Source organism: Vibrio crassostreae 9ZC13, assembly GCF_000272045.2.
GTDB classification, from domain to species: domain Bacteria; phylum Pseudomonadota; class Gammaproteobacteria; order Enterobacterales; family Vibrionaceae; genus Vibrio; species Vibrio crassostreae_C.
Map to the genome: position 1 here is coordinate 172,638 of NZ_AJYZ02000041.1, position 13,852 is coordinate 186,489.

Genomic DNA, 13,852 nt, shown 5'->3' on the forward strand with positions numbered 1-13,852 from the left:
GGTAAGAGTGGCCTGTAGGCCTTTGGCAGGAGTAAGAAAACACCTTATCGATGAATTAATCAAACTCGTTTCCCGTCAAAAATGTTAAAAACACACAACCCCACGTCATTAACGTCAAAATAGGTTGCTTTGGTGGTTTTTCGTACGCAATTGTTAAAGTGATGTGACTCGCATTTGGTTTTGAGGTTCTTTCAGGTTGTAAGTGGCCACTAACTTTAAAGGCTTTTTATTATAATGCCTTACCCTACGTTGGTATAATTGTAGATCTCGGTCACTTGCCAGTTTTACGTTAAATTTCCCTAGAAAATTAAATCTGCCGTTCTGTTGTGACTCGCTTCTCAAACTGCAACAAAGAGTCAGATAACGGTCAGATATGATTGAGAATAGAACGAAAAGTACTGACGGTTACCAGCACGCACTGTGAGTAATTAGCGTGAATTTCCCCTTGTTTAAAGGCGTAAAAAAAGTGCGTTGCAAGCGTTGGGATTCTACTTTTTGTGATTATTAGGCGTACAAAAAAGCCCACGCTAGGTGGGCTCCATTATTCAAAGTATCGTGATGTTGGTTCAGGGTTTAACTGGTCAGTAGTTTCTGAAGTTTATCCCTCAGCATCTCAATATGGGTTCTTTCTGGCGTCTGTTCTTTGCAGTGTTCCAGAATGAATTCGATTGAGCTCAGTACCGTTCGCCAGCGAGGCGTTTTCGGTAGGGTTTCTACGCGTAGGTATTTGTCTAGCGTTCGAGTTTGCAGCGTACTGCGGTCTAAGTAGACGCGCCACAAGCCACTCTTCTCGGCGAAAGCAAACTTGGTTTCACCAGTCACCGATTCCCAGTAGATGATGGCATTCGTCATCGCATCGACCAGTACCTCACGCATTAACTCTTGCTTGTTTTTACCTTCACCGGTTGCCTTGTCAGCAAGACGAGTAAATTCTCCGCCAAGCTCTTTCAGCTGCTGTAACTTATCTTTGTCGCCTTCAAAGGCATAACTAGAGAGAGCCTCAACCGCCGTTTCAAGGTTATTGATTCGGTTTGAGTTAACACCACCACCTACATTGAAGATATACATGGTGTCGAGCCCTGAGCCTTCAGGCAGCTTAAGGATGTCACTTGGTATGCGCTGACGTGTATCGTCTATATAGATATCAATATCACCGCAGTAGTGGGCTTGTTCTACCTTAAGGTATTTAGGCGCAATGATCTCGTCGGCCATTGAGCGTTTAAGTTGTTCTTGTCCGCGTCTGAATAGCTTCGCCGCAGCTTCGTTAGCAAAGCGAATACGTTGGTCGTCACGAATACAGATGATGGCTTCAGGTGCCGATTCTAGTTGCTCTAATAAGCGGCCTTGAGTTTCTAACAAGTTAGCCTCAACCATCGCTCTATGTTTGAGCTCGAGTTGCAGTTGGTCGTTTTCAAGGCGTCTCTGTTCAGCTTTGCTTGCTGATAGATGTGCTGTAATTCGAGCCGCTAGTTCTTGTTTGTTGAACGGTTTAGACAAGTAGTCATTGGCGCCAGCTTCGAAACCTCGAACACGGTCTTCTGCTTGGTTGAGTGCCGTTAGCATGATGATTGGCAACTGAGCATGATCGTATTGCTTACGCAGTGCTTCACAAACCTGATAGCCGCTCATTCCTGGCATCATGATGTCGAGTAGAAGCAGCTCTGGCTTCTCTTTCTCAATCAGCTCAATGGTTTCAGGGCCATCACATGCAGTACGTACTCGATAACCTTCTAACTTCAAGAAGCTGTCTAATACTCGCAGGTTAACCGGCTCATCATCGGCGATAACCAATAACGGGCCATCTGGGTTTTCACTGATAACACTATTTTCTTGTTGGCTGTTATCAATTAAATCAGGCGCTTGGAAGTGCGAGTAGTGACCTGATTCGTTGTAACTGTCTAACTCATCTTGAGTAGCTAGGGGCAGGGTAAAGCTAAACGTAGTGCCGAGCATTGGTTGGCTACTAACGTACAGTGAACCGCCCATTAGCTCGATCAACTGACGACTGATCGATAATCCAAGCCCTGCACCTTGGCGGTAGTTACTCGCATCTTGGCCTGCTTGAATCAATGGCTCAAAGATGTGCTCAAGGTACTCGGCCGGTATACCTTGGCCAGTATCGACAACTTGTACACGAATGTTGTCATCGATAACGCTGGCAGAGATAACAATTTTACCTTCTGAGGTGTACTTGATGGCATTGCCGACCAAGTTATACATCACTTGCTCAAGTCGTTGAGGATCCGATGAAACCAGACCTAAATCACTTGGGACTTGGTTAATAATACGGATTGGCTTATTGCCCAATAGGTGATGAGACAACTCTAGGACCAAGCTGGTGGCTGCCGACAAATCAACGGCTGATTTCTTAATATCTAAGCTGCCATAGCGCATCTTGTGATAATCAAGCAGATCATCAACCAAGGTCGCCAATCTCTGACCGCTATTGATGATGATATCCAACTGATATTTCTGATTAGCAGGAATAGGGCCGTTAGCTCCAGATATCAACGCTTCAGCGATACCCACCATGCCATGCAGTGGTGTTCTCAATTCATGTGAAGTAGTCGCTAAGAACTCATCTTTGAGTTTATTTGCCAGTTGTAACTCTTCGTTTTGCTTTTGAATGGTCTTAAGGTTGTCCTCAAGCTCATCGTTTTGGCTTTTGATGAGCTGCATTTTTTCACGAATAGATCGCTGCATTCTTTCGAAGCTCACCGCGAGTCGGCCTATCTCATCTTTGCGCTCGGTATTGATCATGGTTTCATCGAGATCACCCGCCGATACTTTTTCGGCAGCCCACGTCAGTTTAAGCAGTGGGGATGTGATGAAGTTAGACAGATAGTGCGATGCAACGACTACCAGAATGATCGCCGTTAGCATCACGATCACGAAGATCTTTTCTAACTGATGAATACGGGCAAACGCCTCTTTCTCTGGCAGCTCTACGACAAGAGCCCATGTTGCGTATTTCAGCTCAATTGGCGTATATGCCGCGATGATCGCTTGATCTAGGGTGTTGTCGAAGGTGCCAACCGCTGTTTCGCCAGCCAATGCTTTATCGACAACATCTAGGCTCAAGTTGATAGATTCTTGTGAATGAGCAAGGCTACGCGGCAGGTGATCATCACCTACAAGCAGCGTTTGAATATTCGAACTCTTGTTGAGATCCGCAATCAACTTAGTAATGCCGTTGATTGGTAGCCTAAACATCGCGTAACTGTGTAGGTAGCCTTGTTGAACGATAGGTGCGCCTAGCCATGCGGTCTGTTTGCCATTCTCGTCTTTAAAGTCAGAAACGATAACCGGCGTGTAATCTTCGTTAGATTTGCGTCGGTCGGTTACGTCTTTGGCTAGTCGTTGAAAGGTAATACCTAGGTTGGAGTCCTTGTATTTTCCTGTCAGCAGATTTGTGCCGTAATCGTCATTTTTAAAGACGGAATAAGCGACGTTACCGTTGATATCAACTAAGAGAATATCGTCAAAATCAGAGCGTTTAAGCAGTTCTAGGTAAGCATTATGGTAGCGCTTGTGGAGCAGGCGATAACGCTCGCTGCCAATAAAGCTGCTGGATTCAGGGAGGATCGACGTTTTGATTTGATCGCCAGACCCCTGAATGTAGCGCTGCTGCGCATTACTGCGTGCCTCGTCAATATCTAACCCCAATCGTTGAAATGCATTGATCAAACCATAAAATCGCCCGCCACTGGCATTGGCCAATTCTGAGCGAACAAAGCCCATCACTTGGGATTCTTGAGCTTGTAGGTAATCGACAATTTGCTGCTGCTTAGTATCACGAACCGAAACAAGGTGTGAGGTGCTTTGTTCCTGGAGATCCTGACTGTGCGATTGGAGGAAAAATATCGCGATAAGTGTCACAGGGGTAATACTGAGGACAAGAAATGCCAGCATTAGGGTATTTTGAAGGCGCTTAAACTTCTGCTTACGATAGAATCTAAACATAAATTGGGTACTACTTTCCTTTGATGTACTGCTAAAAGGGGCGAAAACAAGTACAGAGAATAGAATTAACGGGTTCCAATTTAACGAAATTAACGAGTTTTTTTACTTTGACAAGTAAGTGGTATTTAAAGCGTGTGCAAAAGCTCATTTTTATAGAGTTTTGACAAAAATATGAACAGACAGCGCAGATAATGACCCTGCGCTGTGCTAGAGAGGTTATTTGTTTGCGTGATAGATCGCGAATTTAGTGGTCTTATTTAGAGTCGCGCATTTTCCAAATGCTTGTTCAATAATTGGAATGTATTTTAAGAAACTGTTCGCAACAATAATCATCTCTCCAGAACGCTTCAAATGCTTAGGAGCCTGAGCAAGTAAGGTTTCAGTCGCGCTGTAGCTAGTGTCTAAGCCTGAATGGAATGGTGGGTTACTGATGATGAACTGATAGTCTTCTGCAGTATCAGAATAGACATCTGACGCGAAGACTTTACCCATTAAACCATTCGCTTCTAGCGTTGCTTGGCTTGATGCCACGGCAAATGCACTGATGTCGCACATTTCTAGCTCGATATCTGGGTTACGAGATGCCATCACCGCGCCCAATACGCCTGCACCACAGCCAAAATCCAGTACCTTGCCTTTTAGTTTTGGCAGAGTATCCAACAGAAGTTGGCTACCGACATCGAATTGACCGTGACTGAAGACGCCAGGAAGGCTTTTTACCGTAAGTGATTGCTCACCAATGTTAACCGTGTAGGTCTTAAACCAGTCTTGCAGGTTGAACGCTTGTGGTTGCTCGAAGCATTGACCCCAGTAGAAAGAGCAACGACGCGCTGAATCGTATTTAACAACTTTGCCGTAAGGAGCAAACATCTTCTCGATGCTTTTCACGCCTGAACGGTTTTCACCAACCACGACGATCTCGGTATCTTTGCCTAGCTTGGCAAATAGCATCGCCAACAAAAATTCCGCTTCCGCTTTGGCTTTTGGCCAGTACAACATCACTAAGTCGGCTTTGGTCTCTTCGGTAAACTCCGCACCATAAAAACGTTGGATGGTGTTGTAGCCTTCTAATTGACGGTAGTAGCTGTAATTAGAAGTAAACACAGAGACAGATTCACAATGCTTCGCTAACTCAACAGGGAACAAGTCTTCTGCCTCACCGGCAACTAAAACATGTTTGCCTTCAAAGTAGGCGAGTTGGCGTTGAGCAATCTGGCTTGGTGCAATATAAGCTGACATAGGACACTCTGTTGAATCGTTAGCAAAAAATGAGGGCGGATTTTCGCATAATCCGCCCAAAGCTTGAAGTGTTTAATACGGGTTCGCCAATCAAGTTGACGTCAAGTTCGTTAACTCTTGTCTTGCTGGTTTAAAAAGTCCTTAAACTCTTCATCGTAGATGTTGAATAGGACAATGGTAATCGCAAAAATCAATGGTCCGTAGATAAGACCAATTAGGCCAAACAGTTGAATACCACCCAATAGTGAGAAGAAGATCATCAGGGTATTCATGCCTGCACTGCCTTGCATTAGCAGCGGACGCAGAAGGTTATCAATTGAACCAACAATCGCTACACAGTAAACCGTTAGGAAAATCGCCCACGTGGTATCACCAGTTAGGAACAAGTAGGTTGCTGCTGGAATCCAGATTAATGCGGTACCCACAACTGGGATGAAAGAGGCAAAGCCCATCATAGTACCCCAGAATAGACCTGGGAAACCGGCAATCCACATACCTAAACCGCCGGCAAAACCTTGCGCGATTGCGGTTAAGAATGAGCCCATTACTGCTGATTTAGATACTTGTTCTATCTCTGTTAGAAGTTTGTCTTCTTGGCTACGAGACAGCGGCAGAATATGACGAACCACACTGATGATTTTGTCGTGATCTCTTAATAAGAAGAACAAAACGAACAGCATCAAGAAGAAATCCATCAAGAAATTGGTCGCGTCACCTAAGATTTTGGCACTGATACCAACTAGCTTAGAACCAAAGCTGGTCGCAAACTCACCGACTTTTTGTGCGATGGCTTGGGGCTCAATATTGTCGAAAGGCAGGTAGTTATTCACAAATGACAGCGCTTTGACCACTAACGGATGAGCAAACAGAGTCTGAATGCCACCGTGGGTCACCCATTGGTAAGTATTCTGAGAGAACAGAGAACCTTGCTGAACAATTGCTGCGAATACTGCCAATAAAGGGATAACAATAATGAAGGTCAGTATGATACAAGACAGCAGAGAGACGATGTTTTCTTTATTCGGGAGCTTTTTTTCAAGCCACTCATGGATTGGGAACATCAATAGTGAAATGATAAAGGCCATCACGATAGAGTTAACGTATGGCTCGATAAGCAAGTAACAAGCATAAGCCGCCGCGAGTAGGGCAATGATGATCACCCAGTGGCTGGAATTGATTTTGAGTTTTTCTGACACGGTAATGGTCTCTATATTTGCGTTCTGAGTTTATAATGGCTGCAAAACAGAGAGTTAGCAATGAGGAGTTTTGATAATGGGATGCTGTAATAAAGATAAGAAATGCCAAGACGAAGAACAGCAAACAAAAAAAGAGATCCCTTGGTTCAGAATGTTCCTTGGTACCTTGATGTTGTTGGTTTTTCTTTTCTGGGAACGTTAATCGCTTTTGGTTCAGCTTTAGCCTTAGTCGACGGCTAAATAAGCTGTCATATTTTTTGGCTGGTGAGCGCGATATATAAAAAGGGCTGCATTTAATGCAGCCCTAAATTCAATCGGTTAGCGACTTATAAAGTGCTTTCGATTATTTGCTTTCAGCAGCAATGATCGCAAGAGAGCGGTCAGCAGCTTCTAGTGTTGCATCAAGTTCTTTTGAACCATGAGCAAGAGAAGTAAAGCTTGCTTCGAATGCTGAAGGTGCAAGGTAAACACCGTGATCTAACATTAGGTGGAAGAAGCGCTTGAAGCGTTCTACATCACACTTAGTTACATCTTCGTAGCACGTCACAGTTTCTTGATCTGTGAAGAAGAAACCAAACATACCGCCAACTTGATGAACTAGCATCGGGATGCCGTGCTTGTCAGCAAGTTGCTTGAAGCCTTTTGCCAACTGCTTAGTTTTTGAAGCTAGACGCTTTTCGTTGCCTTCTTCTCGTAGAAGGTTCAAACATGCGTAGCCAGCAGCCATTGCAACAGGGTTACCTGAAAGCGTACCCGCTTGGTAAACAGGGCCAGTTGGTGCGATGTATTGCATCACGTCTTTACGACCACCGAAAGCACCGACAGGCATGCCGCCGCCAATCACTTTACCAAGACACGTTAGGTCTGGCTTGATGTTGTAGTAAGCCTGAGCACAACCTTCAGCAACGCGGAAACCTGTCATTACTTCATCAAAGATTAGCAATGCACCTTCTTGATCACAGATTTCACGTAGACCTTCGTGGAAGCCTTCTACAGGAGGGATACAGTTCATGTTACCCGCTACCGGCTCAACGATGATACAAGCGATCTCGCCTTTGTTTGCTGCGAAGATTTCACGTACTGAATCTAGATTGTTGAAGGTTGCTGTTAGCGTTAGTTTCGCAAAATCAGCCGGTACGCCTGGAGAGCTTGGTTGACCTAAAGTCAGTGCGCCAGAACCAGCTTTTACAAGTAGGCTGTCTGCGTGGCCGTGGTAGCAGCCTTCAAACTTAAGAATTTTGTCACGACCAGTGAAGCCACGAGCTAGACGAATCGCGCTCATTGTTGCTTCTGTACCTGAGCTCACCATACGTAGCTGTTCCATTGATGGAACCATCTCAGATACCAGTTCAGCCATTTTGATTTCAGTTTCGGTTGGAGCACCGAAGCTAAGGCCGCGTTGAGCTGCTGCAATAACTGCGTCACGAATAACCGCGTGGTTGTGACCAAGGATCATTGGACCCCAAGAGCCAACGTAATCGATATACGCTTTACCATCAGCATCAAAAATAAGTGGGCCATCAGCGCGTTCAACGAAGATTGGAGAACCACCTACGCCATTGAATGCACGAACTGGAGAGTTTACGCCACCAGGTATGGTTTGCTGTGCTTTTTCGTACAGCTCTGCTGATTTGGTCATTGATATATCCTCTTTTGACTGTCGGACCAATTGGCACGCATTGTACCTATCCCTAATCCAACTAGGAATGCTTTCGCCCAGATAATCACCCGAATCTGGTTGTTTTGTGTGGTTACACGTTTTAATTGTTAGATATTGGCGAGTTTACGACAGTAAAAGGACCGATCCTGTGGTGAATACTTGAACGTTTCAGTCAGGTATTAGATAATCACCGGAATATAAGAAAATACTCAACAACTATGGTCTCGAATTAGATTTGTATCATGTTGTTTTTGACACAGGTAAGAGAGGTTGTCGTGAGCGAAGTAAATATCCCATTGTCTTTTTCTGATGCAGCAGCTACCCGCGTACAAACGCTAATTGCTGAAGAAGAAAACCCAGAACTAAAACTGCGTGTATACATTACAGGTGGTGGTTGTAGCGGTTTCCAATACGGCTTCACATTTGATGAAAAAGTAAATGATGGCGACACTACAATTGTAAACAGCGGTGTAACGCTGGTTGTTGATCCAATGAGCCTACAATACCTAATGGGCGGCATGGTTGATTACACTGAAGGCCTAGAAGGCGCACGCTTCTTTGTGAACAACCCGAACGCTACAACAACATGTGGTTGTGGCGCATCATTCAGCGTATAGCATGAGTTGAAAATAGCTTGAGCTCAAAGCTGTATTAGATACATTTCAAACGCCGAACTTATGTTCGGCGTTTTTGTTTTTACTTAGTAACTTATTACTTTTCAAAGCATTCCTCTCATTTTTAGTACACGGCATATTTTTTAAACTGTCGATAGCGTCCAACTTCGTTGAGGATTGGTCTGTTAAGGTTACCTTTGTGCATAAGGAAGTTGCACATCACGCTATATAAGCCAACTAGCGCGCCTGAATGACATCGGACAAAAGGATTTGTTATGCCCACTCTATTTTCTAACTCACCACTTTTTCAGAAATTGAAGCAGCCGTGGCTGGTTTCTCTGACTCTAGTCGTGTTGTTGTCGATCTGGCTTGGTTTAGGCGTAGGGCAAGCAGAAGAGTCACCTGAAAAAAAGGCAACAGAAATTCCGCTGGCTAAGGTTTCCTTTCAAACCTTCACCTCATCACCGACCTTTAAAACGATTGATCTCTATGGAAGAACGGCGCCCGATAGGCATGCTCGTCTAGGTGCAGAAGTCGCGGGTAAGATTGTCAGATTGAATGTTGTTAAGGGGGGGATGGTTAAAGCAGGACAAGCCATTGCCCAGATAGATAAGGGTGATTTAGAGATTCAACTAGAGCGAGCATCTGCGTTATATCGCTTGAAGCAGAAAGAGTTCAAAGCGGCGCAGTCACTGAAGAAAAGAGGACTGCAAGGTGAAATCGCCTACACCACAGCTGAGGCTTCATTAACAGAAGCAAAAGCCATGATGCGCAATGCGGAATTGGCTTTAAAGAATACTGTGATTACTTCGCCTTTTTCGGGTGTGGTTCAAGATTTGATGGTGGAGCTCGGTGATTTCGTTAGTGTTGGCGATCCTGTTGCTGGCGTGATTGACCTCGATCCTTTGGTTATTGAGGCGGATGTCAGTGAGCGTCATATCCAACATTTGCTAGTCAATCAATCTGCTTTGGTTCGTTTGTTAGGGCGAGAAGAAGCGGAAGGCCGTTTACGCTATGTTTCTCGTATCTCTTCTGTTGCTACTAATACCTTCCCAATCGAGATAGAAATCGATAACTCTAAAGGCCTATTACCAGCAGGTGTCAGTGCCGAAGTTAAACTCAACCTAGAAACAAGAGATGCAATAAAGATAACACCGGCGATGCTAGCATTGGATGAGGCGGGTAACCTAGGGGTCAAAACCTTGGTTTCAGTCGATGACTCACCAACGGTGAAGTTTGTAGGCATTCAGCTAGTAAAGGCCGAACAAGATGGAGTTTGGCTCACAGGACTTGGACAACGCGTCGATATCATCACAGTAGGCCAAGGGTTTGTGCGTGATGGTGATTCGGTGATTGCTGTTGAGCAAGTCGCTGAACTCTCTAACGTAACCGCAGAGTAGGAGATAACCGATGTATTCAATTATTGATGCAGCCTTGTCTCGTGCTCGAACAATGCTCTCCCTTTTAGCGTTAATCCTTGTAGCCGGTGTCGTCACCTATATCACGATACCTAAGGAATCGAGCCCAGACATTACCATCCCAATTATCTATGTTTCGGTCGGGCACCAAGGGATCTCGCCAACGGATGCAGAACGTTTATTGGTTCGACCTATTGAGCAAGAGCTGAGGTCGATTGAAGGCGTAAAAGAGATGACAGCAACCGCAGCAGAAGGGCATGCCTCTGTTGTGTTGGAGTTTAATGTTGGCGTCGATCTCACCAAAGCAATGGCCGATGTGCGTGACGCGGTTGATCTGGCTAAACCAAAACTACCAGAAGACAGTGACGAACCGACCGTAAATGAGGTGACGCTGGCTTCTGAGCAACCTGTTTTGTCTGTTGTGCTATTCGGTACCGTTCCTGAGCGCACCATAGTGCAAATTGCCCGAGAGCTTGGAGACAAATTAGAAAGCTATCGCCAAATCCTTGAAGTCGATATTGCGGGCGATCGCGCTGACATCGTCGAGATCATTGTCGATCCGTTATTGATGGAGAGCTACAGCTTAGATCAAGCGGATATCTATAATCTGATCGCTCTGAACAATCGAGTGGTGGCCGCAGGTTTTGTTGATACTGGCTACGGACGTTTTTCTGTCAAAGTCCCTTCGGTATTTAACTCCTTAAAAGACGTGCTTGAGTTGCCTATTAAAGTGGATGGCAAGCAGGTGGTCACTTTTGGCGATGTCGCTACGGTTCGTCGAGCGTTTCGAGATCCTGAAAGTTTTGCTCGTTTAGATGGCAAATCTGCGGTGGTGTTGGATATCAAGAAGCGTGCAGGTGAGAACATCATCGAAACCGTTGAGCTAGTCAAAGCGGTAATGGCTGGTGCTCAGCAGCAAGCGGAATGGCCAAATAACCTGTTGGTCAAATACACCTGGGATGAATCTAAAGATGTGAAGATCATGCTTAATGATCTGCAAAACAATATCTTATCCGCCATTATTCTGGTGGTGATCGTTATCATCGCGATTCTTGGTGTGCGTACCGCTTTGTTAGTGGGTATTTCCATTCCAGGCTCATTCCTAACCGGGTTATTGGTTCTTTCGGTGTTTGGCTTAACCGTCAACATCGTAGTGCTGTTCTCTCTGATTATGGCGGTGGGGATGCTAGTAGACGGTGCGATTGTGGTGACCGAATTTGCAGACAGGCGAATGCAAGAGGGTGAAGGGCGCAAAGCCGCTTACCGAGATGCAGCGAAACGGATGGCGTGGCCGATAACCGCATCGACTGCCACAACCTTAGCCGCATTTGCTCCGTTACTGTTTTGGCCTGATGTGACGGGCGAATTTATGAAGTTCTTACCACTAACTCTGATCGCGACTTTAACTGCATCATTGATCATGGCGTTGTTGTTTGTGCCCGTGCTGGGCGGTTTGATTGGCAAACCTCAATACGTATCGTCTAAAAGCCAAGCTCGAATGGTCGCACTGCATAATGGTGACTTTTCACAGGCTACTGGTTTAACCAAGGCTTACTACCACACGCTTTCTTTAGCGATTAAACACCCCTTTAAGATTTTGTTCAGTGCGGCACTGCTCGCGGTTGCAGTTGGTTTTACTTATTCAAAAGCGGGTCTAGGTGCAGAGTTCTTCCCAGAAGTTGATCCGCCATTCTTTAATGTCAAAGTTCGCTCGCATGGGGATCTGTCTATCCAAGAAAAGGATGACATCATGCGTGATATTGAACTGATGATGCTCAATCATGATGAGTTCGATACCGTTTACACGCGTACTGGTGGTGACGACCAGATTGGTTTGATCTCAATTACGCCTGTTGACTGGCAATATCGACGCAGCGTTAAGGCGATTATTGATGAGTTGAAGGTACAAACCGATCAATACGCTGGTGTTGAGATTGAATATAAGTTCCCTGATGCTGGGCCTCCGGTTGAAAATGACTTAGTGATTGAGCTGTCGGCAAGAACTCCAGAGCAGCTCAATCAGGCTGCAAAAATTGTGAGAGGTTGGGCTGATGGAAATAAAGCACTGACCAATATCAGCGATACTGCGAGTAAAGATGGCATCGATTGGAAGGTGGATATTCGCCGCGACGATGCTGCGCGCTTTGCAGCTGATGCGACCTTAGTGGGTAATACCGTTCAATTCGTGACTAATGGTCTCAAGATTGGTGATTATCTGCCCGATGACTCTTCAGAAGAGGTCGATATCTTGGTGCGCTACCCTAATGATAAGCGTGATATCGGGCGCTTCGACCAGCTTAGGGTGAAAACGCCAGCAGGTTTAGTACCTATTACTAATTTCGCTCAGATCGTTCCCGACCATAAGCAAGACACCATTAAACGCCTTGATGGCAAGCGTGTGGTGAACATCATGGCGGATATGGAAGAAGGGTATAACCTTGCTCTCGAACTACCAAAGATCGAACAAGCATTGAGTGAGCTAGGGCTGCCGAGTAGCGTGGAATTTCGCATCCGTGGTCAAAACGAAGAACAAGAAAACTCGTCAGCCTTTTTACAAAGTGCTTTCTTGGTTGCTTTGGCGGTAATGGCTTTGATTCTGATTACTCAGTTCAATAGCTTCTATCAAGCGTTTTTGATTCTGAGTGCTGTATTGTTTTCGACCGTTGGCGTGTTCGTTGGCTTACTGATCTTCCAACGTCCGTTTGGCATTGTGATGTCGGGAATTGGGGTAATAGCGCTCGCCGGCATAGTCGTGAACAACAACATCGTGTTGATTGATACTTATAATCAGCTCATCAAAAGAGGCTTGGACAAGCGAGATGCGATTCTAAGAACCGGTGTTCAGCGTTTAAGGCCAGTAATGCTCACGACGGTTACGACTATCTTAGGTTTAATGCCGATGGTGTTAGAGATGAACATCGACCTGATTAATCAAAAGATAGAGTTTGGCGCGCCAAGTACACAATGGTGGTCACAGCTTGCGACCGCTATTGCTGGTGGTTTGGCGTTTGCCACGGTGCTGACTTTAGTATTAACCCCTTGTTTGTTAATGCTTGGACGGAACAACAAACCTGAAAAACAGTAGCTAGTTGTGGTATGTGAGCATAAAAAAGAGCGCCTTGATGGGCGCTCTTTGCATTTTTTTATTTTGCAGTGAAGCTACAAACGCCTAGTTAGTCGCTAGTAACTGACCGTATCGCTCAAGGTTTCTTAATCGAATCTCTGAGTTGGCAATAAAGGTTGCTTTTGCTTTACCAGTTAACGACTTGGATTGAGGCAATTTCACGGTACGCGCATTTTTATGTACGCCATTAACCAAGAATTCATAATGTAAGTGCGGGCCAGTCACACGGCCTGTACCGCCCAAAGTACCAATGGTTTGGCCTTGTTTTACGCGCTGACCGGTTTTCACCATACGTCGCTTCATGTGCAGGTACTTGGTGATGTAGGTGTTGCTGTGGCGGATGAACACGTAGTTACCATTGAATTGGTTGTAACCTGACTTCTGAACAATACCGTCACCGGCTGCCCAGATAGGCGTGCCAACAGGGGCTGCGTAGTCAGTACCGCGGTGAGCTCGAATCTTACCGGTTACTGGGTGTCTCCTGGTAGGGTTAAAGTTCGATGTTACGCGACGAAAATCAATTGGTGAGCGCAAGAACGCCTTCTTCATCGCACGACCATTTTCATCGAAGTAGTTGCCACTTTTATCATCCAATACCGCGGTAAATGAATCGCCTTGGTTTTTGAATACGGCTGGCC

Annotated in this window: 8 protein-coding genes; 3 read left to right on the top strand and 5 right to left on the bottom strand. The window is 45.4% G+C overall.

Translation table 11 applies throughout. The annotated features are described in order from the left end of the window. Nucleotides 1-573: 573 nt before the first annotated feature. The 4 genes from A136_RS15240 to hemL form a co-directional block, all read right to left on the bottom strand. On the bottom strand, nucleotides 574-3,963 hold the full coding sequence (locus A136_RS15240) for a response regulator (RefSeq protein WP_017063266.1): 3,390 nt from the start codon (nucleotides 3,961-3,963) through the stop codon (nucleotides 574-576). A 216-nt stretch (nucleotides 3,964-4,179) separates the two neighbouring features. After that, entirely contained in the window at nucleotides 4,180-5,202 is a 1,023-nt protein-coding gene (gene rsmC, locus A136_RS15245; protein ID WP_017063267.1) for a 16S rRNA (guanine(1207)-N(2))-methyltransferase RsmC, read from the bottom strand. A 110-nt stretch (nucleotides 5,203-5,312) separates the two neighbouring features. Beyond that, complete coding sequence (locus tag A136_RS15250) at nucleotides 5,313-6,398, bottom strand: AI-2E family transporter (protein ID WP_017059406.1); 1,086 nt, start codon at nucleotides 6,396-6,398, stop codon at nucleotides 5,313-5,315. A 343-nt stretch (nucleotides 6,399-6,741) separates the two neighbouring features. Continuing rightward, a complete protein-coding gene (gene hemL / locus A136_RS15255; protein ID WP_010436060.1) occupies nucleotides 6,742-8,037 on the bottom strand; it encodes a glutamate-1-semialdehyde 2,1-aminomutase in 1,296 nt (431 codons plus the stop codon). Nucleotides 8,038-8,333: 296 nt separating this feature from the next. Here hemL and erpA point away from each other — a divergent pair, with 296 nt between their 5' ends. The 3 genes from erpA to A136_RS15270 all read left to right on the top strand — a co-directional run bounded on the left by erpA (nucleotide 8,334) and on the right by A136_RS15270 (nucleotide 13,175). Then, nucleotides 8,334-8,675 carry an iron-sulfur cluster insertion protein ErpA gene (gene erpA / locus A136_RS15260; protein ID WP_004734539.1) on the top strand — a complete coding sequence of 114 codons (342 nt, stop codon included), beginning with the start codon at nucleotides 8,334-8,336 and terminating at the stop codon, nucleotides 8,673-8,675. Between the two features lie 272 nt (nucleotides 8,676-8,947). Further along, the gene (locus tag A136_RS15265) at nucleotides 8,948-10,072 is read left to right on the top strand and encodes an efflux RND transporter periplasmic adaptor subunit (RefSeq protein WP_017059405.1); all 1,125 of its coding nucleotides are present in this window, start codon (nucleotides 8,948-8,950) and stop codon (nucleotides 10,070-10,072) included. A 10-nt stretch (nucleotides 10,073-10,082) separates the two neighbouring features. Then, the gene (locus tag A136_RS15270; protein WP_017063268.1) at nucleotides 10,083-13,175 is read left to right on the top strand and encodes an efflux RND transporter permease subunit; all 3,093 of its coding nucleotides are present in this window, start codon (nucleotides 10,083-10,085) and stop codon (nucleotides 13,173-13,175) included. Between the two features lie 84 nt (nucleotides 13,176-13,259). On the opposite strand, the gene A136_RS15275 is transcribed toward A136_RS15270, so the two are convergent. After that, a partial coding sequence (locus A136_RS15275) for a peptidoglycan DD-metalloendopeptidase family protein (protein WP_017063269.1) occupies nucleotides 13,260-13,852 on the bottom strand: 593 nt, incomplete at its 5' end.

What these genes read in the sequence shown, in the direction of transcription:
- A136_RS15240 (WP_017063266.1), bottom strand. Translation starts at nt 3,963, where the DNA reads ATGTTTAGATTCTATCGTAAGCAGAAGTTTAAGCGCCTTCAAAATACC.
- rsmC (WP_017063267.1), bottom strand. Translation starts at nt 5,202, where the DNA reads ATGTCAGCTTATATTGCACCAAGCCAGATTGCTCAACGCCAACTCGCC.
- hemL (WP_010436060.1), bottom strand. Translation starts at nt 8,037, where the DNA reads ATGACCAAATCAGCAGAGCTGTACGAAAAAGCACAGCAAACCATACCT.
- A136_RS15265 (WP_017059405.1), top strand. Translation starts at nt 8,948, where the DNA reads ATGCCCACTCTATTTTCTAACTCACCACTTTTTCAGAAATTGAAGCAG.
- A136_RS15270 (WP_017063268.1), top strand. Translation starts at nt 10,083, where the DNA reads ATGTATTCAATTATTGATGCAGCCTTGTCTCGTGCTCGAACAATGCTC.